At 70.7% G+C, this 25234-nt stretch carries 19 protein-coding genes and 1 pseudogene; 12 read left to right on the top strand and 8 right to left on the bottom strand.

The window, feature by feature from the left end; all coding sequences use genetic code 11:
• Positions 1 to 17: 17 nt before the first annotated feature.
• Positions 18 to 932 (bottom strand): SDR family oxidoreductase, encoded by a 915-nt coding sequence (locus OG214_RS00600; protein ID WP_363086170.1) that lies wholly within the window; start codon positions 930 to 932, stop codon positions 18 to 20.
• A 261-nt stretch (positions 933 to 1193) separates the two neighbouring features.
• On the opposite strand from OG214_RS00600, the gene OG214_RS00595 reads away from it, so the two are divergent.
• Positions 1194 to 1796, top strand: a complete 603-nt coding sequence (locus tag OG214_RS00595) for a GNAT family protein (protein ID WP_363086169.1) — start codon at positions 1194 to 1196, stop codon at positions 1794 to 1796.
• A 102-nt stretch (positions 1797 to 1898) separates the two neighbouring features.
• Here the strand turns inward: OG214_RS00595 and OG214_RS00590 are convergent, their stop codons facing one another.
• Entirely contained in the window at positions 1899 to 2873 is a 975-nt protein-coding gene (locus OG214_RS00590) for an SMP-30/gluconolactonase/LRE family protein (RefSeq protein WP_382864886.1), read from the bottom strand.
• A gap of 219 nt (positions 2874 to 3092) precedes the next feature.
• Between OG214_RS00590 and OG214_RS00585 the strand changes: the two genes are divergently transcribed.
• Positions 3093 to 3680 (top strand): hypothetical protein, encoded by a 588-nt coding sequence (locus tag OG214_RS00585; RefSeq protein ID WP_405983361.1) that lies wholly within the window; start codon positions 3093 to 3095, stop codon positions 3678 to 3680.
• A 173-nt stretch (positions 3681 to 3853) separates the two neighbouring features.
• On the opposite strand, the pseudogene OG214_RS00580 reads toward OG214_RS00585, so the two are convergent.
• Positions 3854 to 4885, bottom strand: a pseudogene (locus tag OG214_RS00580) (geranylgeranyl reductase family protein); the annotation flags it as partial.
• A gap of 266 nt (positions 4886 to 5151) precedes the next feature.
• Here OG214_RS00580 and OG214_RS00575 point away from each other — a divergent pair.
• The gene (locus OG214_RS00575) at positions 5152 to 5895 is read left to right on the top strand and encodes a class I SAM-dependent DNA methyltransferase (RefSeq protein ID WP_405983360.1); all 744 of its coding nucleotides are present in this window, start codon (positions 5152 to 5154) and stop codon (positions 5893 to 5895) included.
• Between the two features lie 136 nt (positions 5896 to 6031).
• On the opposite strand, the gene OG214_RS00570 is transcribed toward OG214_RS00575, so the two are convergent.
• Together OG214_RS00570 and OG214_RS00565 are read right to left on the bottom strand one after the other, a co-directional pair.
• Positions 6032 to 7036, bottom strand: a complete 1005-nt coding sequence (locus OG214_RS00570) for a D-cysteine desulfhydrase family protein (protein WP_405983359.1) — start codon at positions 7034 to 7036, stop codon at positions 6032 to 6034.
• A gap of 129 nt (positions 7037 to 7165) precedes the next feature.
• Positions 7166 to 8299, bottom strand: a complete 1134-nt coding sequence (locus tag OG214_RS00565; RefSeq protein WP_405983358.1) for an MFS transporter — start codon at positions 8297 to 8299, stop codon at positions 7166 to 7168.
• 488 nt (positions 8300 to 8787) lie between these two features.
• Here OG214_RS00565 and OG214_RS00560 point away from each other — a divergent pair, with 488 nt between their 5' ends.
• Both OG214_RS00560 and OG214_RS00555 read left to right on the top strand, forming a co-directional pair.
• Positions 8788 to 9582, top strand: a complete 795-nt coding sequence (locus tag OG214_RS00560; protein ID WP_405983357.1) for an MBL fold metallo-hydrolase — start codon at positions 8788 to 8790, stop codon at positions 9580 to 9582.
• 176 nt (positions 9583 to 9758) lie between these two features.
• Complete coding sequence (locus OG214_RS00555) at positions 9759 to 10394, top strand: uracil-DNA glycosylase (protein ID WP_363083602.1); 636 nt, start codon at positions 9759 to 9761, stop codon at positions 10392 to 10394.
• Between the two features lie 73 nt (positions 10395 to 10467).
• Here OG214_RS00555 and OG214_RS00550 read toward each other — a convergent pair whose 3' ends face one another.
• Complete coding sequence (locus tag OG214_RS00550) at positions 10468 to 10761, bottom strand: hypothetical protein (RefSeq protein ID WP_363083601.1); 294 nt, start codon at positions 10759 to 10761, stop codon at positions 10468 to 10470.
• Between the two features lie 261 nt (positions 10762 to 11022).
• Between OG214_RS00550 and OG214_RS00545 the strand changes: the two genes are divergently transcribed.
• The 5 genes from OG214_RS00545 to OG214_RS00525 all read left to right on the top strand — a co-directional run bounded on the left by OG214_RS00545 (position 11023) and on the right by OG214_RS00525 (position 21598).
• Positions 11023 to 15102, top strand: coding sequence for a discoidin domain-containing protein (locus tag OG214_RS00545; protein ID WP_405983356.1), 4080 nt, complete (start codon positions 11023 to 11025; stop codon positions 15100 to 15102).
• A gap of 359 nt (positions 15103 to 15461) precedes the next feature.
• Complete coding sequence (locus OG214_RS00540; RefSeq protein ID WP_405983355.1) at positions 15462 to 17138, top strand: discoidin domain-containing protein; 1677 nt, start codon at positions 15462 to 15464, stop codon at positions 17136 to 17138.
• A gap of 140 nt (positions 17139 to 17278) precedes the next feature.
• Positions 17279 to 17833 (top strand): GNAT family N-acetyltransferase, encoded by a 555-nt coding sequence (locus OG214_RS00535; protein WP_405983354.1) that lies wholly within the window; start codon positions 17279 to 17281, stop codon positions 17831 to 17833.
• A 232-nt stretch (positions 17834 to 18065) separates the two neighbouring features.
• Positions 18066 to 20297: a serine/threonine-protein kinase gene (locus tag OG214_RS00530; RefSeq protein ID WP_405983353.1), complete on the top strand. Its 2232-nt coding sequence runs from the start codon at positions 18066 to 18068 to the stop codon at positions 20295 to 20297.
• Positions 20298 to 20473: 176 nt separating this feature from the next.
• Complete coding sequence (locus OG214_RS00525; protein WP_405983352.1) at positions 20474 to 21598, top strand: hypothetical protein; 1125 nt, start codon at positions 20474 to 20476, stop codon at positions 21596 to 21598.
• A gap of 133 nt (positions 21599 to 21731) precedes the next feature.
• Here the strand turns inward: OG214_RS00525 and OG214_RS00520 are convergent, their stop codons facing one another.
• Positions 21732 to 22700, bottom strand: a complete 969-nt coding sequence (locus OG214_RS00520) for a helix-turn-helix domain-containing protein (RefSeq protein ID WP_405983351.1) — start codon at positions 22698 to 22700, stop codon at positions 21732 to 21734.
• 70 nt (positions 22701 to 22770) lie between these two features.
• On the opposite strand from OG214_RS00520, the gene OG214_RS00515 reads away from it, so the two are divergent.
• Positions 22771 to 23814 carry a saccharopine dehydrogenase family protein gene (locus OG214_RS00515; protein ID WP_405983350.1) on the top strand — a complete coding sequence of 348 codons (1044 nt, stop codon included), beginning with the start codon at positions 22771 to 22773 and terminating at the stop codon, positions 23812 to 23814.
• Between the two features lie 190 nt (positions 23815 to 24004).
• Positions 24005 to 24631: an Imm21 family immunity protein gene (locus OG214_RS00510; protein ID WP_405983349.1), complete on the top strand. Its 627-nt coding sequence runs from the start codon at positions 24005 to 24007 to the stop codon at positions 24629 to 24631.
• Positions 24632 to 24676: 45 nt separating this feature from the next.
• On the opposite strand, the gene OG214_RS00505 is transcribed toward OG214_RS00510, so the two are convergent.
• The gene (locus tag OG214_RS00505; protein ID WP_405983348.1) at positions 24677 to 25231 is read right to left on the bottom strand and encodes a hypothetical protein; all 555 of its coding nucleotides are present in this window, start codon (positions 25229 to 25231) and stop codon (positions 24677 to 24679) included.
• Between the last annotated feature and the right edge of the window lie 3 nt (positions 25232 to 25234).

The raw sequence follows: 25234 nt of genomic DNA, 5'->3' as shown, positions 1-25234 counted from the left end.
GCGAGGCCCGCGTGCGCTCAGCGGTATCCAGCCGTGTCCGCGGGCCTGCCGGCGTCCTGGACCTCGGTCATATAGCGCCAGGCGTCCGGTCGGCTGCCGTCGAGATCGGTGAAGCCGTAGACCTGTGCGAGCCCGCCGCTGGAGAGGGACGTACCGTTCCAGCGTGACACCTCGGGGTCGGCGGCCAGAGCCGCGATGGCGCGCCCCACATAGGACGGTGTCTCGGAGATACCGAAGTGCGGCTCGGCCTTCAGCGCGTCGCGCCAGGTCTCCTCGGTCACGCCGAAGTGCTCCAGCATCATCTCCGAGCGGAGCCAGCCGGGTGTGAGCGCCACCGCGGTGGCACCGCGCGGTCCCAGCTCATGGCCCAGGGAGAAGGCCATACGGAGCACGGCGCTCTTGGCGAGGTCGTAGAAGAACGAGACCCGGTAGGTGTCCCGGTTGTACTCGGCCGTGCCGTCGGTCATCTCGACCACCAGCCCGCCGGGGCGGCGCAGCAGCAGCGGAAGGGCGTGATGGCTGGTGATCGCGTGCGTCTCGACCGCGAGCCGGAGCAGCCGCAGCCCCTTGTCGAGATCGTGCTCCCAGACGGGGGCGTCCCAGCCGAAGAGCCGCTCGCCGCCCCAGATGTCGTTGACCAGGATGTCCAGCCGGCCCTGCTCGGCCGCCATCCGGTCCACGAGGGTACGGACCTGGGAGGGGACGAGATGGTCGGTCGGCACCGCGATGCCCCGGCCTCCCGCCGCGGTGACCAGGTCGGCGGTGTCCTCGATGGTCTCGGGACGGTCGTACTCCGAGCGCCGCTCACGGGTGCTGCGGCCGGTCACATAGACGGTGGCGCCCGCCGCGCCGAGTTCGACCGCGATGCCGCGGCCGGCTCCCCGGGTGGCCCCCGCGACCAGCGCGACCTTGCCTTCAAGTGGTGCCGACATTCTTGTCCTTCCCTGTCCTGCTCAATCCGTCCCACCTGCCGCGCCCCGTCCTGCCCCCACCACAGCGGGCAGGCAGGACCGCCGACTTGCCCCGGGCAGCGGCCGTGCGACGATCGTGGCACCGAAAGCAGACACCTTCCGTCGGGTTTTCCGACCGGTCCGGGTTTCCCGACGCGAGACCACACGCTGGTTCCTCACACGCTGGTTCCTCGCGTGAAATCGCGTGGTGGCCGCCTCCGCCGGGCCCGTAGCATCCGGCCCGTGAGCGAGAACGCGATGGAGACGGCGGCGGAGAAGGACCGGGAGCTGTGCTGGCGGGGAAGGACCGTCGGATTCAGCCCTCTTGGGGCCGATGACGCCGAACTGCTGCACGGCTGGCGATCCGACCCGGTCGCCGCGCACGAGATCGGTCTCTGGCCGCGGCCTCTGTCCTGGCTCCGTGAGCGCGTCGAGCGCGACATCGAGGACCAGAACCGTGACGACTTCATCGTGCTGCTTCCCGACGGCACGCCGATCGGCCATATAGCCCTGGTGGAACAGGACTTGGTCGACGGCGCGGCGGAAGTCCATCTGATGCTCGACCCGCGCCACCGGGGGCGGGGACATGGCACGGACGCGGTCGACGCGCTGGCCGATCTGGCGTTCGGCGAACTGCCGATGCACCGTGTGGAGGCATTCACCCACACCGAGAACGCGACCGCGCTCGCGGTCCTGGGGAAGTCGGGGTTCGTCCGGGAGGGAGTCCGCCGCTCGGCGTGTCTGCACCGGGGGCGCCGCCACGACATCGCGGTCCTGTCCCTGCTCCGTACGGAGTGGGAGGCGCTCGCACGGCCCAGGTCCTGGGACTTCTGGCCGGCGCCGTAGAACGATGGCGCGGACACGCGGCGAGCGGCCGGCCGGTGGCCACCGGCCGGCCGCTCCGACCTGGGGCGATGGCGATCAGCCCGTCCGGCCGTCGAGCGCTGCTCAGGGGCGCAGGCGCTTCACGGACACGACGTCGTAGTCCGTCTCCGGCGTCGGCTCCGTCACATCGAAGCGGGCGTTGGGCAGATAGATACGGTCCTTCCAGACGGCGGCCGTCGTGGGGACACGGAAGTGCTCGGGGTCGGTGATCCGTGTGATGGCCGTGCCCTTCGTACCGGCGTTGTCGAGCCGCAGTACATCGATGGCGTTCTGCCGCTGCTGTACGACATAGAGGAGGCGGCCGAGAAGGAGCAGTCCGTCACCGTTGGGCAGCAAGGTCGGACCGATGTCCACGGTGCGCGCGACCCCGGTGCGCGGATCGACCCGCATCAGACCGCCGCCGCCCGCGAAGTCGTTCGCCACGAGCAGTGCCCGGCCGTCCGGTGTGGCGGTGATGCCGTTGGCGGTGATGACCGTGCCCTGGACCCAGTCACCGGTCAGCGGCACGGTGATGATCCGGTCTCCCGGCTCTCCCCGTCGGCCGAGCGGCAGTTTGTACAACTGCGGTTCGAACGAGTCGGTGAACCAGGCGGCATCGGGCGTCAGGAACACATCGTTGACCAGCGTGACGTCCGTGCCCACGGTGAACGTCCTTGTGATCCTGCCCGTACGCAGATCGGCGACCCGGATCTCACCGCTGTCCCCGCCGCACAGGAAAAGCCTGCCCCAGGCATCGATCTTGAGCCCGGTGACGGGGTGTTCGGGACCGAGTCCCTGGATGATCACCCGGCCGCGACCGGTCGCGAGGCTCGCGCGGTACACATCGCCGCGCGCGATCGAACCGAAGTAGGCGTACGGCTCCGAGCCGATGGTGATGCCCTCGGGCCGGAAGCCGTCCGGCAGGGGGAATCCGGCGGGCCATCGGCTCCCGGTGGCCTCCGTGGCGGCTGCCGTGCCGCCCAGCGGCCCCAGGAGCGCCGCGCCACCGACGGCGGCGGCCGCTCCCAACAAACTCCGGCGTGCGAAGGAACGTTGCATGACGGGCGTCCTTCCAAGGAAATGGAGTGCGTCCCTCACACCCCATCACACCCCATCACACGCCCCGGCCACTTGCGGGGATTGGCCGGATCACACACAACAGCGCGGCTCGATATCGGACACCCGTACCCGCGCCCGCACCCGCGACCGGCGGCGCGAGGCGGAGAGGAACGGGCCGGAGCGCGGCGCGGCTGCCGCGTCGGCCGCTATCGTGCGGCCGTGACCCGTACTGCTCAGCGTCCACTGCTCTTCCTCGATGTCGACGGACCGCTCATCCCCTTCGGCGGGGAGCCGCTCCGGTACCAGGACGGAGATCCGATCCGTCGGACGGGACCCGGGCCGGGGGAGGGCGGTTCGAATCCACTGCTCGCCAGGATCAATCCCCAGCACGGGCCCCGACTGACGGCGCTGCCGTATGAGCTGGTCTGGGCCACGACATGGATGGCCGACGCGAACGAGATCATCGCCCCGCGGATCGGGCTGTCGCGGTTGGCGGTGGTGGTCTCACCGACGCGGACTTCGCCGCTCTCGACGCCTGGTCGCGTACGACTCCTACCGCCGCGCCGCCAAGACCCCGGTGACATGGACGGGCGGGCGGGATCCGCCGCGACGGTCGCGCGGTACGCGTGGTCCGAACGGGGCCGGTGCCGAGGGCGAGTTGCTCAGCGGCGCCCCACCCGCGGTGCCGGGACCAGGCGGACGAGCGTGTTGAGCATATGGTCGATCATGTCCCGCGAGGGCTTGTCGGTGAGGTTGGCGAGCAGCCGGGCCAGCGTCCTGAGCAGAAAGGGCGAGCCCATGACATAGCGGTTGAGGACCGGCTGGAAGCCCGACCGGCTGAAGACGACATCGGCGGCGACGTTGCCGAGACGGTAGTAGCGACCCCAGCGCCGGTTCATCTCGACCGGATAGTGCAGCAGCGCGCGCTCCCGCCTCGGTCCCTGGGGAAGCGCCAGCGCCAGCGCCGCGCTCTCCGCCGCGACTTCGCCGGCCTCCATGGCCTGGCCGATGCCCTCACCGTTCCAGGGGCTGATCATCCCGCCCGAGTCGCCGACCAGGATCAGCCCGCGCGTGTACAGCGGATGGCGGTTGAAACCGAGAGGCAGAGCCGCGCTCCTGACAGGACCGTCGGCGTTCTCCTCACGCAGTCCCCACGCATGAGGAGTACGGGCCAGCCATTGCGCCAGAGCGGCCCGCAGATCCGCCTTTCCGTACCGTCGATGGGGCAGCGCACCGAGACCTACGTTGACCCGGCCGTCACCCATCGGAAAGATCCAGCCGTAACCGGGCAGATAGTGGTCACTCCCGGGAAAACGGAGATCGGCCCAGAGTTCCAGATACTCGTCCTGGGAACGCTCGGCGCTGCGGTAGTAACGGCGGGCCGCTGTCGCCATCTGCCTGTTCTTGTCCCGCTCCAGGCCCATGGCGAGGGCGAGTCGGGCGGAGGCGCCGTCGGCGGCGATGACGATCGGCGCGCGGTAGACCGCCCGCCCTTGCTCTCCGGCCATCGCGGAGACACCGGTGACACCCGTGACCCGGCCGGCGCGATCGGTCACGGGACCCGTCACCTTCACCCCGCCGCGCAGCCGCGCTCCGGCGGCGACAGCGTGCCGGGCCAGGATGTCGTCGAAATCGTGCCGGCTGCGCGAGAGACCGAAATCGGGATAACGCCCCAGGCTGGGCCAGTCGATATGCACCCGGCGATCCCCGGCCACCCAGCGCATCCCGCGTGAACGCATCCACCCCGGGGAGTCGATATCGATGCCCATTCTGATGAGCTGGTGGACCGCCCGCGGGGTCAGACCGTCTCCGCACACCTTTTCCCTGGGGAAGCGGGACTTCTCCAGCAGCACCACATCGACGCCCGCTTTCGCGAGATGGAAGGCCGCGGACGAGCCCGCCGGTCCCGCCCCCACCACGATCACCTCGGCTTCTTCCTCCGGGGCTTGTTCCCCCGAGGCGTAGCCGGACTCTTCGTCCGGCGAGGACCGGTCCGACGTCGATTCCCTCATCGGGGAACTCCCTTCCTGGGACAGCGGATGCCACACCGAAGACGCGGCCCCACACGTCATCATCGGTCAGGACGCGCCGGTGCGGAACCGCGCGAGGTGATCGACGGCGCGAAGCCGGGAGCGGAAAGGCCGGAGCACGGGAAGACAGGAAGGCAGGAAGGCAGCGAGGGCTGTCACCCGTCACCACGGCGGAGTGGCCGGAAAATATGGAGTGGCCGGGAAAAATGGCGGGTGCGGCGAATGCACTCTGGAGTACGGTCCCGCCCATGGACGATCACGACGGCTACTTCGATGAGCGTGTTGCGGCGACATACGACGAATCGTCAGAAGGCCCGTTCGAGCCCGGCGCCGTGGAGGCGGCGGTCGACGTTCTCGCCGAATTCGCCGGTCATGGCCGGGCACTTGAACTGGGTATCGGGACGGGACGTATCGCGCTGCCGCTGTCGCGCCGCGGTGTCCCGGTCCACGGCATCGACATGTCACGGGCGATGGTCGCCCGGCTGCGCGCCAAGCCGGGCGGCGACGCGATCGGTGTGACCATCGGTGACTTCGCGACGACGAAGGTGGAGGGCACGTTCTCCGTCGCGTATCTGGTCTTCAACACGATCATGAATCTGACGACACAGGCGGCGCAGGTGGCGTGCTTCCGCAATGTCGCGGCGCACCTCGAACCCGGAGGGGTCTTCGTCATCGAGGTCATGCTTCCCGAACTGCGGAAGCTCCCGGCCGGGCAGAACGCCGTACCGTTCCATGTGAGCCCTACGCGGTGGGCGTTCGACGTCTACGACGACATCGCCGCCCAGACCATGAGCTCGAACTACATCGACGTCGTCGACGGCCGTGGTGACTACCGGTCCATCCCGTTCCGCTATGTCTGGCCGGCCGAACTCGACCTGATGGCCCAGCTCGCCGGGCTACGGCCGCGCGAGCGGTGGGACGGATGGACGCGGGACCCCCTGACGAGCGAGAGCGGTCAGCATGTCTCGGTCTGGGAGAAGCCCGCGGACTGACCGCGAGCCGCCGGGGCGAGGTCTCCATCGGCGGCCGGGTGAGGCCCCCACCGGCCGCCGGCCCCCGGCGGACTCCGGTCACTCGGCCTCGCATGTCTGGGCATCCGGGATTCCGGGCACGGGACGCCGTTGCCACTCAGCGAGGTGCGTGTGGATTCGCCTCCACCTCGGCGCGCGCGAGCGTCGCCGCGTGGCCGAAGAACCCCGGCAGCCCTCCGGTGTGCAGAAAGACGGTGCGCGTACCGGGAACGATGTCACCGGCGCCGACCGCCGCCATCAGGCCCGCCATCGCACGGCCCGTGTAGACCGGATCCAGGACGGTGCCCTCCGTGCGGGCCGTAAGGGTCAGAGCCTCCATGACAGGTTCGGTCAGGGCGCCGTATCCGTCGCCGACCTGGTCGAGCAGGATACGGAGGTCTCCCGGTGCGCAGTGGGTGCCGGTCAGACCGGTGACCAGCGCCGACACCGTGGCGGCCGGTTCCCGTACGGCTCCGCAGTGGACGCCGAGCACCCGCTCGGGGCCCAGCGCGCCGACGAGTCCCGCCATGGTCCCTCCCGAGCCGAGGGCCACCACGACGGTGTGCAGGTCCGGGGCCTGGGAGAGAAGTTCCCGGCCGCACTCGACATAGCCCCGGGCTCCGAGCACGCTCGAACCGCCGAAGGGGATCAGCGCCGGGACCGCTCCCTGGGCGCGGAGCCGCCCGGCCTCCTCCTCGGCGCGTGACCGCAATTCCCGGTCGTCGGCGTCCCCCGCCCAGACGACCGTGGCACCGAGGAGCCCGTCCAGTGCCAGGTTGCCCGACGTCGACGTACCGGGTGATCCGGCCAGAACGAGGACGACGTCGAGTCCCAGCCGCGCGCCGGCGGCCGCCGTCAGCCGGGCGTGGTTGCTCTGGGGCGCGCCGGTGGTGACCAGGACGGTGGCGCCCTGTTCCACCGCCGCACCACACGTCCACTCAAGCTTCCGTACCTTGTTGCCGCCGCCACCGAGACCCATGAGGTCGTCACGCTTGATCCACAGATCGTCGGCGCCGAGACCGAGGGCACGGGCCAGCCGCGGCATGGGCTCAAGGGGAGTGGGCCAGGTCCCGAGCATCACGCGCCGCGCGCTTCCACCGTTCCCGGCCGCGACCGAATCCATTCCCGCCCACCTTCCGTTCCGCCGAGCTGTACGAAGATCAGCCTGGCACAACGCTCCGTACGCGGCGCGAGCGGGACACGTCGTCGCACACCGACGCCGGCACCTGTGCCCGTACCCCGCCGATCGCGCTCAGCGGCTCGCGGATGCGACCGAGGCCGGCGGGCCGAGGAGCAGGGCGGTGAGTCCCGCGAGAGCGAGTGCGGCACCGGTCAGGGCGATGCCCGTGAAGCCGGCGATGGGAAGGACGAGTCCGCCGGCGGCGGAACCGACGGCGATGCCCGCGTTGAACACGGAGATATTGGCCGCCGCGGCGAGGTCGGTGGCCGGATGGGCCTGAAGGGACACGTTCACCTGCGCCGCCGTGCTGAAGGCGTTGAAGGCAGCCGTCCAGAGCAGGGTGACGGGCCAGATCAGGGCCGGGCTCGCCATGACCAGGGGAATGACCGCCATGCTGACCACCAGCAGCGCCGTGGCGCCTGACAGAGCGCGTCGAGGATGGCGGTCGGCGGATGTGCCGCCGACGATGGTGCCGACCGTACCGGAGACTCCGCCGGCCAGAAGGAGAACGCCGACCGTGGCGGCACTGAGGCCGGTCTCCCGGGTCAGGAGTACGACGAGGTAGGTGGATGCCATGTAGTGGCCCGTGGTGACAACGGCGTTGCCGGCGAAGGTGACCAGCAGACGCGCCTCGGCCAGTGCCCTGAGCCGGCTCGGCGTGTTCGACGGCGGCTCCGGTGCGGATTCCGCCACCAGACGGACAGCCGCCACCAGGACAGCCATGCTCAGCGCGGCCAGCGCACCGTAGACGGCACGCCAGCCGAACACGTCCCCGAGCAGCGTACTTACGGGAACACCGACGACGGCGGAGACCGTGATGCCGCCGAAGACGGTGGCGACCGCACGTCCTCGCCGCTCGGGTCCGGTCAGCGCCGTGGCCACGGCCAGCGCCGTCACCGCGTAGCTCGCCGCCGCGGCTCCGGTGAGTGCCCTGGCCGCCAACAGGGCCGGAAAGCAGGTGGCGAGAGCGGTGACACCGTTCCCGACGGCAAGTGCCCCCAGGGCCCCCAGAAGGACGCGCCGACGGGACAGACGACTCGTCATCGCGGTGAGCGGCGGGCCCAGCAGTGCGACGGCCACGGCGTATACGGAGACGAGACCGCCGGCGGTACCGACGGAGATCCCCAAGTCGGCGCCGATGCGGGGGAGTAGCCCCGCGACGCCGAGCTCGCTCGTGCCCAGGACGAGGGCGCCCAGCGCCGGCACGGCCAGGGCCGCCCTCGTGGCCGGTTGCCGAGCGTGGGCCGGAGTATCCGAAGTGGAAGGTGTTCGCATGAGACCTCTTGAGAAGAGCGCTGATGGACCTGCTCATGGCGTGCGGGGGAGGTTGGTGGGGGAGTTGTGCGAGGGGCGCCGATGTACGTCGCGCCGAACAGAGGGTCCGCGGAAGCGGTCACCCGGGAAGCGCGGGACAGTCCTGGCCGGGGCTGCTAGGGCGCGGAAGTTTCGCGGAAGGCGGTCGCGGGAGGCGGTGCCAGGTTCCACGACAGGACAGTGATGTCGGTCGCGGGGGGCGCCGGGCGTCGGGCGTGCTGACTGGTCGTCACGGACACCTGCGCGGGGCCCAGCATAAGCCTTCGCATCGACAACGAACGGCACATGCTCAGCACACCGCCACGCGAGAGGCCGGGCCTGTGACAGGGGAGAAAGCCGCTCGTGGCGCGGCGCGGTGCCGGGAGGCGCACGATGGAGTCATGGAAGCCCGACAACATGCCACCGGGAAGGCGCCCGTCACGGTACGGCTGGTCGGCGGACCGACCGCGCTGATCGGGATCGGCGGTCTGGGGCTGCTGACCGACCCCGCCTTCGACGCCCCCGGTCCCATCGCCAGCGGCACCCGGACGCTGGTCAAAACGCGCGGCCCGGCCGTATCGGTGGAGGAGATCGGTACGGTCCACGCCGTGCTGCTCTCGCACGACCAGCACGCCGACAACCTCGACCGGGCCGGGCGCCGTCTGCTCGCCACGGTCCCGGTGACGCTCACCACGGCCGAGGCCGCGGACCGCCTCGGCGGCGCCGCCACCGGTCTGCGCCCCTGGGACCGGCTGACCCTGGAGCGCCCGGACGGCGGACATGTCGAGGTCATCGGCGCCCCTGCCCAGCACGGTCCCGACGGGACGGAGGACGTCACCGGTCCTGTCACCGGGTTCGTACTGACCGGCCCGGACGTTCCCACGATCTACGTCAGTGGCGACAACGCGTCCCTGGACGTCGTACGGCGGATCGCCGACCACGTCGGGCCCGTCGACCTGGCGGTGCTCTTCGCGGGCGCCGCCCGTACCCCGCTGCTGGACGGCTGTCTGACACTCACCAGCGACCAGGCGGCCGAAGCCGCCAGGATCCTCGGCGCACGCACCGTCATTCCCGTACACACCGAGGGCTGGGAGCACTTCACCGAGGGCCCCGACACCGTGCGTGACGCGTTCACCCGTCAGGGCCTCCAGGACCGGCTGACCTTGCTCGCCCCCGGCGCCTCGGCCACCGTCTGACCTCGCGGCGGCCGACAGCTCGACGAGCCGTGCGGACGTGGCGGCCTCCCGCACCGGGCCGACCGGTCCGTCGGACGTACCGGACCGGTCGTAGACTCGCGGCACGGGACGGACCGGCGACGCCGGGAAGGGCCCCGTCGCCGCGCACGGCACGGCGGCCGGTGGAAAGGACACCGATGAAAGCGATCGACACCGACCGGTTCTGGGAACTGCTGCGTGCCCTTCCCGTCCCGGACGACGCGGAGTCCCCTCATGGACCGGATGAGAACGGCCGGCTGCGCGATCGCAACTTGCGGCACTACTTCGAACTGATGGCGGACATCCGGCCCGATGTGATTCTGATCGGTGAGGCTCCCGGTTACCGCGGTCACACCATCACCGGTGTTCCGTTCATGAGCATGCGTCAGCTCACCGCCCGCCCGGGGCTGATCACCGGTGCCCCGGAGGGCGACGGCTTTGAGGCCCCCGAGGCGCCGGCGTTCACCTGGGAGGCGTCGTCAGCCGCCGTATGGGGCGCGCTCGCCGACTGGCGGGGCCCGCTGCCGATCTCCTGGCCGGTCTACCCCAACCATCCGCACGAGCCCGGCCGTCCCGAGTCCAACCGCACGCCTCGGGCCGCCGAGATCGCCGCCGGTGTCCCCATCGTGATGGAGCTGGCTGAAGCCTTCTCCATCACCACGGTCATCGCTGTCGGCCGCAAAGCCCAGTACGCTCTCGCACGCAACGGCGTCACCGCCGCTGCCGTACGCCACCCCGCCCAAGGCGGCGCCCGTATCTTCGCCACCCAGCTCGCCGCCCTCAATCGCCCTTAGAGACTCTCCGGATCGCGCCTGGAGACTCTCCGACGGACTGCCGGATGGACCTGCGGACGGACTGTCCGGCGGATCATGTCCCGGATCCGGAGGGGCGGAGGTCGTAGAGGTAGGAGCGGTCGTTCTTGAAGCTGCGCCAGACGGTGGCGGGGGGTTCGCGTTCGTCACCGCGGTGGTCGAGGGGGCGACCGGTGACGAGGCCGTCGGCGGTCTCGCAGTGCCAGCCGGCGCCCGGCGCCCAGACACACCACACCTGCCCGTCCGTCCGGCGGTAGGCGGGTCGCCCATGGCGCTCGCCGTGGCGCTCGAAGTGGTGGCGCAGTCCGTCGCCGTGGCGCACGAAGATGAAGGAAACCAGAGCCGTCATGCCTTCGGCACTGTAAGGGACGAGGCCGTCGGCGGCCGAGGAATTACGCGCGTGACCGGGCGGCGAGGTCGTCTCCAGGGCGGGGCCGGAGTCACCGCGGCCGAGCCCCTTCCCGGCGGAATCCGATCCTCCGTCGGCGGAAAGTAAGTACGTGCACATCCCTTGACAGATCACTTCCCGCCGAACCACGATCTGACATCGTTGTCATTCGGTTGCTGGTTCACCTTTCTGTGGCAGCAAGCCTGATCGGAGCTTCTGTTGATGTCTGTCCCACCCGCACAACCGTCGCGTCGCACGGTTCTCAGCTCAGGCTCCACCCTGCTGGCCGGATTCGGTCTGGGCATGGTGCTTCCGGCCACCAGCCACGCGGCAACCGGGGACATTCCCGCCACGGCCCGGTCCAAGGGCGAGCTTGCCGCCTACCGCCCCGTGTCGGTGTCCTCCACCGACTACGCGCCGACGCCGGGCCGGTTCGTGGTGGACCGACTCGACTCCACCGGTGTGCGCGGTTCGGGATGGCGCGCGGGCGACGGGGATCCCCAGTGGATATCCGTCGACCTCCAGGCGGCCTGCGAGGTCGAGTCACTGCGTCTGACCTTCGAGGCGACGGTGGACGACCCGCCCTACGTCGACGCCCCGGGCGGCAACCCGCGTGACAGGACCACCGGCCAGGAGATCCTGTCCAGTTGCGCCGTCGCCTTCGTGATCGAGGTTTCCCGGGACAACACGTCCTGGACGCAGGTGTACGGCACCGACTCCGGGCGGGGCGGGGTCGTGGAGATCGCGCTGCCCAAGCCGGTCACCGCCCGGTGGGTGCGTATGACGGTGCACAAGCGGTCCAACGCCAATCCCCTCGGCCTCAACGGGTTCCAGGTGTACGGCGTCAGCCGCGGCGCCCGGCCGGAGGCCACCGGATGGACGGACTGGGGGACCCACCGGCGTGAGGTCGAGCCGCTGGAGGTCGCCGGGGACGGCACCGTACCGCTGGAGTCCGGCTGGGACCTCACCATGGACGACTGGGCGGGCGGCGACGGAGCCGCGCTGTCCGGGACGGATGTGGACACGAGCCGTTGGCTGCCCGCGACCGTACCGGGCACCGTACTGACCTCCCTCGTGGACCAGGGGCACCTGCCCGACCCCGTCGCCGGGCTGAACAACCTCCAGGTCCCCGAGGCCCTCTCCCGCCACGCGTGGTGGTACCGGCGCCGCTTCCGGCTGCCGCGCGGCTTCGACGCGGGCCGCGGCCGGCGGCTCTGGCTGGAGTTCGACGGCATCAACCACGAGGCCGAGATCTGGCTCGACGGAACCAAGGTGGAGACCCAGTCGTTCCCCTTCGCCCGTGGCGCGTACGACGTGACCGGACCGCTGGCCGGGTCCGACAAGGACGAGCACGCCCTCGCGGTACGGATCAGCCCGATGCCGTTCCCCGGCAGCCCCACCGACAAGGGGCCCGAGGGCCTGGCGTGGGTGGACGCGGGCGCGACGACGATGAACCGCAACTCGCCGACGTATCTGGCCTCCTCCGGCTGGGACTGGATGCCCGCCGTACGCGACCGGGCCGCCGGGATCTGGAACCACGTACGGCTGCGGTCCACCGGGGACGCGGTCATCGGGGACCCGCGGGTGGACACCGTACTGCCGGACCTGCCGGACACCCGTACCGCGGAGCTGACCGTCGTGGTCCCCGTCCACAACGCGGCCACAGGCAGCCGGCGCGTCACGGTGTCGGCGGCCTTCGGCCGTGTCAAGGTCTCGCAGTCGGTCACGGTGCCCGGCGGCGGGTCGGCCGATGTCACCTTCTCTCCCGCCACCCACCCGCAACTGCGCCTGCGCGACCCGGAGTTGTGGTGGCCCAACGGCTACGGCGAGGCGAACCTCCATGAGCTCACGCTGGTGGCGTCGGCCGACGGACGGGAGAGCGACCGGCGCGTCACCCGCTTCGGTATACGGCAGTTCGGCTACGAGTACGACATCCCGCTGACGTTCCAGTCCGCGACCGACTCGTACGCGGAGACGGTGGACTTCGCTCAGCGGACAGCCCGCTATCTGCGGGTCCTGTGCCGGACGCGCGCCACCGACTGGGGCTCGTCGATATGGAACCTCTCGGTCGTGGACAGCTCCCGGGCCGACACGGACCTGGCTCTCGGCCGAGAGGCCAGCGCGTCCACGGTGGACGATCCGGGCAACGCGGCGGGGAATGTGACGGACGGGAACCCGCGGACGCGCTGGTCCTCGTCGTTCGAGGACGACCAGTGGGTACGGGTCGACCTCGGCTCGTCCGTCCGGTTCGACCGGGCCGTCATCACCTGGGAGCGGGCGTACGCGAAGACGTACGCGATCGAGGTGTCGGACGACGGCGACGAGTGGACCGAGGTGAAGTCGGTCGACAACTCCGCCGTGCCGCTGCCGTTCACCGGGGGCAGCGCGAGTCTGCAGAGCACCGAGTTCGCCGCCCAGAAGGCCCGCCATCTGCGAGTGCTGTGCACCGCGAGGGCGACGAGCTGGGGCTGTTCGATGTGGAGCCTGTCCGTGGTGGACAGCAACCGCCCCGGTACGGACCTGGCGCTGCGCAAGGACGCGACCGCGTCCTCGTCGGAGAGCGGGAGCGGACCGGGGAACGCGGTGGACGGGAACGGCGCGACGCGCTGGTCCTCGGCCTACCAGGACGGCGAGTGGATCCAGGTCGACCTCGGCGAGTCGGTCTCCTTCGACCGGGTCGCCATCGTCTGGGAGTCCGCGTACGCCAGGTCGTACACCATCCAGGTCTCCGACGACGGCGAGTCGTGGCGCGATGTGACATCCGTCGACAACACGACCGTGCCGCTGAAGATCAGTGTCAACGGGGTACGGGTGTTCTGCCGGGGCGGCAACTGGGGCTGGGACGAACTGCTGCGGCGTATGCCGGCCGAGCGTATCGACGCGGCCGTGCGGATGCACCGGGACATGAACTTCACCATGATCCGCAACTGGGTCGGGAGCAGCAACCGCGAGGAGTTCTACGCCAGTTGCGACGAGCACGGCATCCTGGTCTGGAACGACTTCCCGAACGCCTGGGCCATGGACCCGCCGGACCACGACGCGTTCAACGGCCTTGCCCGGGACACCGTGCGGCGCTACCGGATCCACCCCAGCATCGTGGTGTGGTGCGGCGCCAACGAGGGCAATCCGCCGGAGGCGATCGACACCGGGATGCGGGACGCGGTCACGGCCGAGGCACCCGGTCTGCTGTACCAGAACAACTCGGCCGGCGGCATCGTCTCCGGCGGCGGCCCGTACGGCTGGGTCGAGCCCGCGCGCTACTTCTCGCCCTCGACCTTCGGCGGCGGGATCTACGGGTTCCACACCGAGATCGGTATGCCCACGGTGTCCACGGCCGAGACGATGCGCAATCTCGTCGGCGACGGACCCGAGTGGCCGATCGGCGGTGCGTGGTTCTACCACGACTGGAGCACCCAGGGGAATCAGGCGCCCCAGAACTACAAGGCGGCGATCGAGGAGAGGCTCGGCACCGCGAAGGACCTGGAGGACTTCTGCCGCAAGGCGCAGTTCGTCAACTACGAGAACACCAGGGCCATGTTCGAGGCGTGGAACGCCCGGCTGTGGGACGACGCCGGCGGTCTGCTGCTGTGGATGTCCCACCCCGCGTGGTACAGCACGGTGTGGCAGACCTATGACTACGACTTCGACGTCAATGGCACCTACTACGGTGCCCGGACCTCGTGCGAGACCCTGCATGTGCAGGCGGACCCCACCGACTGGCGCGTCATGGCGGTCAACCACACACCACGGGACATCCCCGGCGCGGTGGTCACCGCGCGGTGCTACGGTCTCGACGGCCGCCGGCTCGGCGGGGAGAAGCGCGAGCGGGTGGACCTCAAGGGCTCGGCGACCACCCGGGTGTTCACGGCCGCGCCGGCCGAGGACCTGCCGGCGTTCCATCTGCTGAGGCTGAGCCTCACGGACGCGCGCGGACGTGTGCTGTCGGAGAACACCTACTGGCGCTACCGCGAGCCGAAGGACATGCGGGCCCTCAACACGGTCCGTACGGCCAAGGTGTCCGTGGACCCGGGCAGGGTGAGCCGGTCGGGGGAGCGCAGGGAGCTCACCGCGCGGGTGCACAACCGGGGTTCGTCCGTCGCGGCGATGGTCAGGCTCTCGCTGCGGGACGAGCGGAGCGGTGAGCGGGTCCTGCCGACTCTCTACGGTGACAACTACCTGTGGCTGCTGCCCGACGAGACCCGGACGATCACCGTCTCCTGGCCCGCCGAGGCGCTCCCCTCGGGCCGGCCCCGTCTGTGTCTGGACGGATACAACGTGCCCGCCGTCTCGATGGGGGTCTGAGCACCGGCGGTTCCCGGTTCATCGCGCCGGCCGCGGAAGGCCGGCGCTCGTGAGGAGGCACGGCGGGGCCACGAGACGTGGTCCCGCCGTGCGCGTTTCGTACGTGCCCCGCGTGACGCACCCATCCAAAGCAGTAATTTCGCTGGACTCTTCGGATCTGACGTCGATCAGTCAATAATTTTCAGCTCTTTGTCTTGCCCGTGGCCAGACAGGTCTCTACGTTGTGTGGGGTGGCGGCGGGCGCCGGGACGCGCACACCGCCACCCGCACACGGGTGTCCGCACGCGCGCCACGTTCTCCGAGCGCCACCGATCTTCCGCGCACGTCCATACGCAGAGCCGAATGCGAGGAACCCCCCCATGGTCGTTTCCCGACGGACCGTCATCGCGTCCGCACTGGCCGGCACCGGAGCGGCGGTGGGCCTGGGTGTCCAGGCCCAGAGCGCGCAGGCGGCCTCCCCGCCCGGGGACGTCGTAGGCAAGATCACCGTCGGTTACCAGGGCTGGTTCGCCTGCTCCGGTGACGGTGCGCCGATCAACGGCTGGTGGCACTGGTCGCAGAACTGGGGCCAGTCACCGTCCCCCAGCAACACCGCGATCGTGAGCTGGCCCGACGTACGCGACTACACCCATACCTACCGGACCGCCTATCCGGCGCTCGGCAGCGGGCAGCCGGCCACGCTGTTCTCCTCGTACGACCAGCAGACCGTCGACACGCACTTCTCGTGGATGCAGCAGTACGGCCTGGACACCGCCGCTCTCCAGCGCTTCAACCCCAACGGTGGCGAGGGCGCGACACGGGACGCCATGGCGGGGAAGGTGCGGAGCGCCGCCGAGAAGTACGGGCGGAAGTTCTACATCATGTACGACGCCACCGCCTGGACGAATATGCAGCCGGAGATGAAGGCGGACTGGATCGAGAAGATGAGGGTGTACACCGAGTCCCCGGCCTACGCCCGGCAGAACGGCAAACCGGTGGTCGGTATCTGGGGTTTCGGCTTCAACGAGCCCAACAAGACCTGGTCGGCCGCGGTGTGTCTGGATGTCGTCAACTGGTTCAAGGCGCAGGGCTGTTATGTGATGGGCGGGGTGCCCACGCACTGGCGGAGCGGCAACGAGGACTCACGGGCCGGATATCTGGACGTCTATCACGCGTTCGACATGCTCTCGCCGTGGATGGTCGGCCGGATCGGGAACGTCGCGGGCGCCGACAACTTCTACGCCAACGTCAACGGGCCCGACCAGGCACACTGCGACGCCTACGGGATCGACTACCAGCCCTGTGTACTGCCAGGCGATCTCCAGTCGGGACACCGCGCGCACGGCGACTTCATGTGGCGGCAGTTCTACAACATGTGCCGTCTCGGTGTCGCGGGGATCTACATCTCCATGTTCGACGAGTTCAACGAGGGCAACCAGATCGCGAAGACCGCCGAGAACGCCTCCCAGATCCCGGTGGGTTCGGGCATCCGGGCCCTGGACGAGGACGGCACGGCGTGCTCGTCGGACTATTATCTGCGGCTCACCGGTGACGGCGGCCGGATGCTGAAGGGCCAGCTCGCACTGACCGCCACCCGCCCCACACCGACCGGCGGCGGCACCACCCCGCCACCCACCGGCGACCTCGCGCGCGCCAAGCCGGCGAGCGCGAGCGGCCAGACGCAGAACTACGGTCCGGGCAACGCCGTCGACGGTGACGCCAACACCTACTGGGAGAGCCCCAACAACGCCTTCCCGCAGTGGATCCAGGTCGACCTCGGCTCCGTCCGGCCGGTGAAACGGATCGTACTGTCCCTCCCGCCGAACCCCGCCTGGTCCGCCCGCACCCAGACCCTGTCCGTCCTCGGCGCGGCGGAGAACACGCCCTTCTCCCCGCTGAGCGCCCAGGCCGCGCATGTCTTCGACCCGGCGACCGGCAACAGCGTGACGCTCGCCCTCGCCTCCGGGCTGTCGGCACGTTACGTACGTGTGCAGTTCACGGCGAACACCGGCTGGCCCGCGGGCCAGCTCTCCGGACTGAGCGTCTACGCGGAGTGAGACGACGCCGACGGATGTCATGACGACGGATGACGCGTCCTCGGTCCTTGGCACCCGGCCGAGGGCCGAGGACGCGGGCCTGTGCGGTGTGAGAAAATAATCGCTCAGCACTTCGATCGCATGGAAGTACGATCGGTTGTATGAATATACAACGTGTCTCCTTCGGCCACCCCGACGCCGTCGAGCTCAATGACCGCGTGCAGCTCGAGTACGCCGAGCGGTATGGCCACGAGGGCGACGCCACACCCCTCGACCCGGCCATGTTCCAGCCGCCGCAGGGCCTGTACCTGATCGCCTACGACGACCAGGGCACCCCGGTCGCCACCGGCGGCTGGCGGAGCCAGGACGAGAACGACGAGGGGTACGCGGACGGTGACGCGGAGATCAAGCGCATGTACGTGATCCCGGAGGCGCGCGGCCGCGGTCTGGCCCGGCTGGTGCTGGCGGCCCTGGAGGACGACGCCCGCGCCGCGGGCCGTACCCGCATGGTTCTGGAGACCGGCACCAAACAGCCGGAGGCCATCTCCCTCTACACGTCCAGCGGCTACGAATCCAGCGCCAAGTTCGGCCACTACCGCTTCCACGAGCTCAGCCGCTGCTACGCCAAGCCGCTGGCGGTCGCCCGCGACGTGCCCCGGCCCGCCACCGCCCCCGGCTCCGCCGTGACCACCGGACTCCGGCCCGCGGCTCTCTGACCGGGCGGCCGGGACGAGGCACCCGCTCACACGACGAGCCCTCGCTGCCCTCACCGCCCTCGGTCCGGGCGGCCCGAGCACTCGGGACACGATTTCCGTTGGGACAACTCCTCGCGGTTCGACGGGTGTTCGGGATAGGGTTACCGGCCGATTCCACGGGATGACACGGCATGGGCGGTCGCCGGTCATGACGCGGGCGGAAGACGGGGTAGCGGCGAAAGGGTGTGAGCGGGTGCCGCTGGGTGCGGTGGATCCGGATTCGGTCGGTGGGTATCAGCTTCTGGACCGGCTCGGGTCCGGTGGTATGGGAGTGGTCTATCTGGCGCGCTCCGCGTCCGGCAGACAGGTGGCGGTCAAGGTCGTGCACGCGCAGTTCGCCCAGAACGAGGAGTTCAGGATCCGCTTCCGGCAGGAAGTGGCGGCGGTCAGACGGGTCAGTGGCGCGTTCACCGCCTCGGTGGTGGACGCCGATCCCGATGCCGGGCTGCCGTGGATGGCCACGCTGTACGTGCCAGCTCCCACGTTGTCGGACCGGGTGGACAAGCAGGGGCCGCTGCCGGCGGTGGAGGTGCTGCGGCTGGCCCGGGGGCTGGTGGAGGCGCTGGGCGACATCCACCGTGTGGACGTGGTGCACCGCGATCTGAAGCCGGCGAACGTGCTGATGGCGCCCGACGGACCGAGGGTCATCGACTTCGGGATCTCGCGGGCGGTCGATCACGAGTCGCTCACGTTCACCGGGCACATCATGGGCACACCGCCGTTCATGTCGCCGGAAGCGCTGAGCCGTCCGCGTGAGGTGACCGCCGCCTCGGACATCTTCTCGCTCGGGGCGCTGCTGGTGTACGCGGCCACCGGTCACGGGCCCTTCGACGCGGAGAGTCCGTACCTGACGATGTATCAGGTGGTGCACGAGCAGCCCGTTCTGGACCGTGTGGCGCCCCCACTGCGCGGGGTTGTCGAACGGTGTCTCGACAAGGACCCGTCGGGCCGGCCGGATCTGGAAGAACTGGCCCGGATGCTCGGCGAGTTGTCCGAGGAGGGGCTCGCGGCCGGGGACGATGCCCCGGGTCCCGCGGCCGGGCCGTCCTCGGGTCCGGGACGGTTACGTCCCTTGTCAACGCCCTTGTCACCGCTCTTGTCGCGGCCCTTGTCACGTCTGTTGCGCGGCAGGTCGTCGCTCGCTCTGGCGGCCGTGGTCACCGTGGCCGGTCTCGGGGCGGGCGTGCTGGTGCTGGCCGGCATCCGGGACACCGGGGGGCCGACGGACGACCGGCCACTCGCCGTGCCTTCGGCGGGCGTCGGCCGGTCCTCCCCGGCGCGGGAGGCCGCACTGCCCGCGGGCTGGCACTCGTGGGAGCTGACGCTGTCCGGCGCGAACGGGGAACCCGATGCTTTCACGGACTGCCGGGCGTACGAACTCGCCGTCTACTGCAACGGGGACCGCTTCCACGCGGCGCGGATCGACGCCGCGTCCGGACGCGTCGACTGGCGGGTGCCGTCCTCCGATCCCGGGGCGTCCAGCGGTATCGATGTGCGGGCCGGGCGCGTGCTGCTGCGCGGCCCCGCTTCCCCGGACGGTTCGCAGAGGCAGGATCTCATCGTCCTGGACGCGGATACGGGGAAGGAGATCTGGACGAGACGGGCGGTCTTCACGGGCAGGGTGGCGTTCTTCGGCCGCGCGGTGCTCTCCAGCGACGGCATCGGGGACGGTTCGCTCGTCGGGCGCGACGCCGCCACCGGCGCCGAGCTGTGGTCGACGCCGTGGCCCGGTGGCGGGCCGCTCTGCCAGCCTCTGGTCTTCGACGACGCGCCGTATGCCGCGTGTTCCGGCACCCCGGAGGAGGGGACCACTTTCCTGCGTCTGGACCCCGGGAACGGAACCCCGGAGGAGATCATCCATATGAAGGGTCTCGCCATCGCGGTCGGGCTCGACGGCGGCGACCTGATCGTACTGGTCCCGGACGCCGGGGCCGTACCGGAAGAGCGGTTCCGTTCCCTGCTGCGTGTCGACGTCCGGACGGGCAGCAGACGGACGGTGAAGCTGTCCGAGCGCCCGGTCGGCGCCGCGACACTGGCCGGAGACCGCCTCTTCTTCGTCCAGGACACCGGCCGTGTCACCGCGGTCGACACGACGACGGGTGACCGGTTGTGGAGCGAGGACACAGCCGTGGACCTGCTGGGACCGCCGATCGCCTCCGAACGGGAGGGCGCGGTCCATCTGTCCAGCTACAGCGGGCGGTTGGTCGCCCTGGACCTGCGGACGGGCCGCAAGCGGTGGCAGACCACCGCCATGGGCACAAGCGCCTTCGGTTCGTCGGAGGGAGCGTTCCCGATGCGGACCGGCGGCTCACTCGTCACGAGGGCGAACGGGAGCCTCCGCTCCATCGATCCGCTCCACCCGAATACCGGGCGGCGGCCCGCCGGGGCCGGCTCCTTGCCCCCGGAGGAGCGAGCGGGGGACTGACCCGCGAGGAGTGCCGAACCGTCGCCGCTCGTTCGTCTCGCGTTCGCCCGTGCGGTGCGTGCCACGGCGTCCGAAAGGGGGAAGGCAGGGGCAGCGACGGGTCCGGCCGGGCCCGCGAGGCGCCGGGGCGGCGAGGACAGCAGGGGGCCGCGGTGGCGGCGGGGGGCGGTTGGCAGATGGAGTTCACGAGAAGCGGCCGGTTGCGCGCGAGCGGCAGACGCTGGGTGGGATGGGGCCTCTGCCTGGAGGCCGGAGCGGTGGTGTGGGCGGTCCTGGCGAAGGGCGAGGCCCGCACTCCGGCGTTCCTCGCGATGGCACTCACCGGCCTGGCGGTCCTCGCCGGGGCGAGGGATCTGCGCCGCGCGCGGCGCCCGTTCGGTCTGCGTATCGACGGCTACGGGATCACCCTGCACGAGGGCGGTCTCGCCTGGGGACAGATCGAAGGTGTGGCCCTCCACTACAGCAGGGCGGACACCACGGAGGGCGACGAGCGCATGGCCGTCCCGCGGCCACCCCGTCTCCGGGTCTACCCCGTCCAGGGAGCGGACCTGCCGGTCGGGCGCGCGTTCACCGGGAACGGGCGCAGAGCGTACGACCTGGTCGACACCGCCGAACTCGACCAGGGCGTCGACGCGCTGATCGGGGCGCTGACCCGGTACGCGGGGCCGCGTTTCGAGGGGGCGCCCCACGGGCTGCGCCGTGCGGTGGCGCCCGGACCCATCACGGTGCAGGGTCCCGGCTTCGGCCCGCTGGCCGACGCGCCAGGGCCCCGGCCGGCCGCGCGGGCCGCCGCCCGGGAGCCCCGGGCCTTCGTCGCACGGCGTCGTACCGGGGCCCGGCTTCTGGCGGCGCTGGCCGTCGCGGTGACCGGGACGGTCATGACGATTCTGCTGATCACCGAAGGTGTCTCCTCGGTGTCCGAACCGGTGGTGGCGCTGGGGCCGTTGAGCACGGTGCTGGGCTGGACCTGGAGCCTGGTGTCCTTCCGGAGGTGGGTGCGACCCCTGAGGCTGCGCATCGGCCCCGAGGGTCTGTCGGTGGGGAACTTCGGCGACCCGGAGGTGGCGATCCGCTGGGACCAGGTGGTCGCCGTCACCGTGGCCCGCAGACCGGGCGCCATGGAGAAGCATCCGTGGCTGCTGCTGTGGCCGGTGCCCGGACACTCCTTCGGCCTGCCGCGCGACATGGTCGACGGCCATCAGACCTACCCTCTGGTCGAACTGCGGCGACTGCGCGACGGCGACGAAGTGGAGGCGGTGACGCGGTACTTCGCCGGCTCACGGTACGCGGAACCGGCCTGACACGAACCACGGCAGCCGCAGTGGACCGCCGGTGCGGTTCGCCGGAGCCGTCCGCCGGAGCGGCCCGCCGGGGCCGGGCAGGCCGCCTTCCGACCGCGCACCCGAGCACGACGTCGCCGGCGCCGGGGCATCGTCACGCCTGAGCCCATGTCGTGGTGGGAGCACGGTGGTTGCGGAATGTGCGCCGGTAGATGTCCGGAGGCACACCGAGGGCACGGTGGAAGTGCCGGCGCAAGGTGGCCGCGGTACCCATACCGGTGCGCGCGGCGATGAGTTCGACGCTGTCGTCGGTGGTTTCGAGGAGTTCCTGGGCCCGGTGGATGCGCTGGGTGTGCAGCCAGCGCAGGGGAGTGGTGCCGGTGACCGCGGTGAAGCGGCGGGTCAGGTTCCGGGTGCTCATATTCACCTGGCGGGCCAGGTCGGGTACGGTCAACGGCTCGTGCAGCCGCTCGCTCACCCAGTCCAGCAGATCCGAGAACGCGTGGCCGGTGTCGGCGACCGCCGGTACGGCGATGAACTGGGCCTGGCCGCCGGCGCGACGGGCCGGGACCACCAGCCGGCGGGCCAGCGCGTTGGCGACCGCGGCGCCGTGGTCGGCGGTGACGATGTGCAGACACAGATCCATTCCGGCGGCCTTGCCGGCCGAGGTCAGCACACCCCGGTCATCGATGTAGAGGACGTCCGGGTCGACCTGGACGCGGGGGTAGCGGGCCGCGAGCGCGGCGGTGTGCTCCCAGTGCGTGGTGGCGCGACGGCCGTCGAGCACCCCCGCCGCGGCCAGTACGAACGCCCCGGTGCACAGGGACACGAGCCGGGCGCCCCGGTCATGGGCCGCGCGCACGGCGTCCACGAGATCGGCAGGCGGATCGGCCTCGACGTCGGCGCAGGCCGGGACGATGACGGTGTCCGCGTCCGCGAGGGCGTCGAACCCATGGGGGGTGTCGACCCGCAGCCAGCCGCCCAGCCGGGCCTCCCGCGGCCCGCAGACCCGGAAGTCGTACCACGCGTCGGCCAGTCCGCGGTCGACACCGAACACCTCACAGGCCGCGGCGGTCTCGAACAGCATGGCCCCGTCGTAGAGCGCCAGCACCACAGATGTCATGTCCGAAAGTGTACGCATCTCGTCGTTTCGGCCACTCGTGTCCGGCGTCCACGGCCGTGAGCATGGCCGCATGAACAGACACCATGGGACGATCGCGGTCGTCGGCGCGTACGGGCACACCGCCGCCTTCGTCATCGGGGAGCTTCGCCGGCGTAACCGCACCCCTCTCCTCGTCGGCCGCGACGCCGCCAAGCTCCACTCCGCCGCCCAGGCCCACCCCGGGGCACGGACCCGGGTCGCGTCCCTCGTCGATCCACCGTCCCTGGACCGCGCGCTGTCGGGCGCGGCGGCGGTCATCAACTGCGCCGGTCCCTTCGCCGACACCGCGCCCGCCGTGCTCGACGCGGCACTGCGCGCAGGTATCCCCTATCTCGACGTGGCCGCCGAGCAGGCCGTCACCTTGGAGACGTTCGAGCGGCGCGCCCGCCAGGCCCGGGACGCGGGCGTGGTGGTCGCGCCGTCGATGGCGTTCTACGGCGGGTTGGGCGATCTGCTGGCCTGCGCGGCGATGGGCGACTGGCCGGACGCCGACGACATCACGGTCGCGATCGCCCTCGACAGCTGGCAGCCGACCCGGGGAACGCGTAAGACGGTACGACGCAACGCCGGCCGGCACCTCGTGTTCACCGGTAACCGTCTCACCCCGCCCGAGGGCCCGCCGCGGACCTACTCTTGGCATTTCCCGCCCCCGCTGGGCGTCCAGAAGGTCACCGAGCTCTCCACGGCCGACCAGGTCACCATCTCCCGCCATCTGCGAGTGCCGGAGATCCGCGTCTGTATCAACGAGGCGCCCCTTCGCGATCTGAGCGACCCCGCGACGCCCCCGCCCACGGCGGTGGACGCCGACGGACGCTCGGCACAGACCTTCCTCGTCGACGTCGTCGCGCGCAGGGCCGGCGCCCTCCGCCGGGCGACGGCGTCCGGCCACGACATCTACGCGGTCACCGCCCCCATCGTCGTGGAGGCGGCAGCACGGATCATCGACGGCCGGGTCGACAGGATCGGCGTGGCCGCCGCGGGAGAACTCTTCGACGCCTCGGACTTCTTGCGAGCACTCGATCCCGCCCATCTGACCTTCAGCGCCCCTGCCCACGGGCAGACCGGGCGGACTTGACCGTGACGATCCCGCGCCCCGCCACCCGGCCGTGGCGGTCCGCGGGCCGGCCGGTCCGGTAGGTGCGGCGGGTGCGGCGGGTGCGGTAGGTACGGTCCCGGAAGGAGAGCGACGATCGGTGGGTCCGGATAGGCGTCCGCGCGGAACGGGGCCGTCAGGCGTTGTCAGTGGCCAAGGGCACACTGCTCGTATGAACGAATCCCGCGATGCCGGTCGCCACGTCCACGCCGATCCGTCCTGGGTGCGGTCGATGGGCGGTCCGCTGATCGTTGTCCCGGCCTCCGCGCTGGACCGGTGGAGCGGCTGCACGGAAGACGGAGTGATCCTCGGCGGCACCGCGGTCTCCGACGACTACGACCGCGCCTGTGACGTGGAGGGATGGGCCGGGGTGATCAGCGTCGGCACCGGAGCTGCCGCGTTGGTGCTGGCCGACGAGCCTGCCACGACCCGCTACCTGCCCGAGCAGCGCGTCTTCCTGCGCCGGCTCGCCGCCGACTCCGAAGCCGAGCTCCTCGAAGCCGCCGGGGCCGTCCTGGACGATCCCGCCACCGACTGGGAGGACTGCGGGATCTGGGAGACCGACGGAGCGGCGGTTCTCATGGACTCCGCCGAGGCCGGAGCTGACCTCGCCGTGGAGTACCCCGACCGCGGAGGTCTGCCGGAACAGGCCGCGATTCCGGTGCCCGCAGGACGCTGGAGCGTTCGCGCGTTCCACAAGACAGGCGAGTTTCCGTGGGTGGGTGTCGTCCAGCTCCTTCCGGCGGAACGACCCTCCATGGACTCCGACCGCTTTACGCGCACGCGTAGCCCCGGCTGAGGAACGCTCAAAACGTACGTGGTGCCGAGGGCCGGACGGGGCGATTCAGAGGGTGGCCCGCCAGCGGATCGCCTGGTCGTCGGGCTCGTCGGGACTGGCGAAGTGGAAGGGCACATCGAAACGTTCCGCGAGGGCGGTACCGATTCGTATGGCTTCCTGCGCCTCGGGCCAGGGCGGTACCTGTCCATCGAAGAGGCGGAGATCAGATCCGTGACGGATCGTCGCCAGTCTGACCTCGCTCCGCGGGGCGTCGAAGACGGCGACGAGGTCAACCATCCAGCCGTCGGTGTCCCCGTCCCACAGCGCTTCCAACGCGGCCGGCCGCCCGGACTGTTGGCCGATCCTGGCGGCCAGCGTCTCCGTATCGCGCGGTGGAACCAGCCGAGGGGCGATCCGGTCTGCGAGGGCCTGATATCGGGCCGTCACCATCTCCTGGCAGCCGTGCAGGCCCGGCCGCGGCGTCGGAGGCCCCTCCGGCAGGGCCTGAACCGCTTCCAGTACTTCCCGGACCGCGTGCAGGCGACGGTCATTGAGGACGAAGCCGTCCACCCGTTCACGCACCGACTCGGGCAACGCGTTCCACCAAGCATCCGCCGTCATATG

It is taken from the genome of Streptomyces sp. NBC_00872 (genome assembly GCF_045161915.1).
Lineage (GTDB): Bacteria > Actinomycetota > Actinomycetes > Streptomycetales > Streptomycetaceae > Streptomyces.
This window is presented reverse-complemented; position numbering and strand designations above follow the sequence as displayed.

What these genes read in the sequence shown, in the direction of transcription:
- OG214_RS00505 (WP_405983348.1), bottom strand. Translation starts at nt 25,231, where the DNA reads ATGACGGCGGATGCTTGGTGGAACGCGTTGCCCGAGTCGGTGCGTGAA.
- OG214_RS00535 (WP_405983354.1), top strand. Translation starts at nt 17,279, where the DNA reads ATGAATATACAACGTGTCTCCTTCGGCCACCCCGACGCCGTCGAGCTC.
- OG214_RS00590 (WP_382864886.1), bottom strand. Translation starts at nt 2,873, where the DNA reads ATGCAACGTTCCTTCGCACGCCGGAGTTTGTTGGGAGCGGCCGCCGCC.
- OG214_RS00520 (WP_405983351.1), bottom strand. Translation starts at nt 22,700, where the DNA reads ATGACATCTGTGGTGCTGGCGCTCTACGACGGGGCCATGCTGTTCGAG.
- OG214_RS00560 (WP_405983357.1), top strand. Translation starts at nt 8,788, where the DNA reads ATGGAAGCCCGACAACATGCCACCGGGAAGGCGCCCGTCACGGTACGG.
- OG214_RS00525 (WP_405983352.1), top strand. Translation starts at nt 20,474, where the DNA reads ATGGAGTTCACGAGAAGCGGCCGGTTGCGCGCGAGCGGCAGACGCTGG.
- OG214_RS00510 (WP_405983349.1), top strand. Translation starts at nt 24,005, where the DNA reads ATGAACGAATCCCGCGATGCCGGTCGCCACGTCCACGCCGATCCGTCC.
- OG214_RS00555 (WP_363083602.1), top strand. Translation starts at nt 9,759, where the DNA reads ATGAAAGCGATCGACACCGACCGGTTCTGGGAACTGCTGCGTGCCCTT.
- OG214_RS00575 (WP_405983360.1), top strand. Translation starts at nt 5,152, where the DNA reads ATGGACGATCACGACGGCTACTTCGATGAGCGTGTTGCGGCGACATAC.
- OG214_RS00515 (WP_405983350.1), top strand. Translation starts at nt 22,771, where the DNA reads ATGAACAGACACCATGGGACGATCGCGGTCGTCGGCGCGTACGGGCAC.
- OG214_RS00600 (WP_363086170.1), bottom strand. Translation starts at nt 932, where the DNA reads ATGTCGGCACCACTTGAAGGCAAGGTCGCGCTGGTCGCGGGGGCCACC.
- OG214_RS00545 (WP_405983356.1), top strand. Translation starts at nt 11,023, where the DNA reads ATGTCTGTCCCACCCGCACAACCGTCGCGTCGCACGGTTCTCAGCTCA.
- OG214_RS00540 (WP_405983355.1), top strand. Translation starts at nt 15,462, where the DNA reads ATGGTCGTTTCCCGACGGACCGTCATCGCGTCCGCACTGGCCGGCACC.
- OG214_RS00550 (WP_363083601.1), bottom strand. Translation starts at nt 10,761, where the DNA reads ATGACGGCTCTGGTTTCCTTCATCTTCGTGCGCCACGGCGACGGACTG.
- OG214_RS00570 (WP_405983359.1), bottom strand. Translation starts at nt 7,036, where the DNA reads ATGGATTCGGTCGCGGCCGGGAACGGTGGAAGCGCGCGGCGCGTGATG.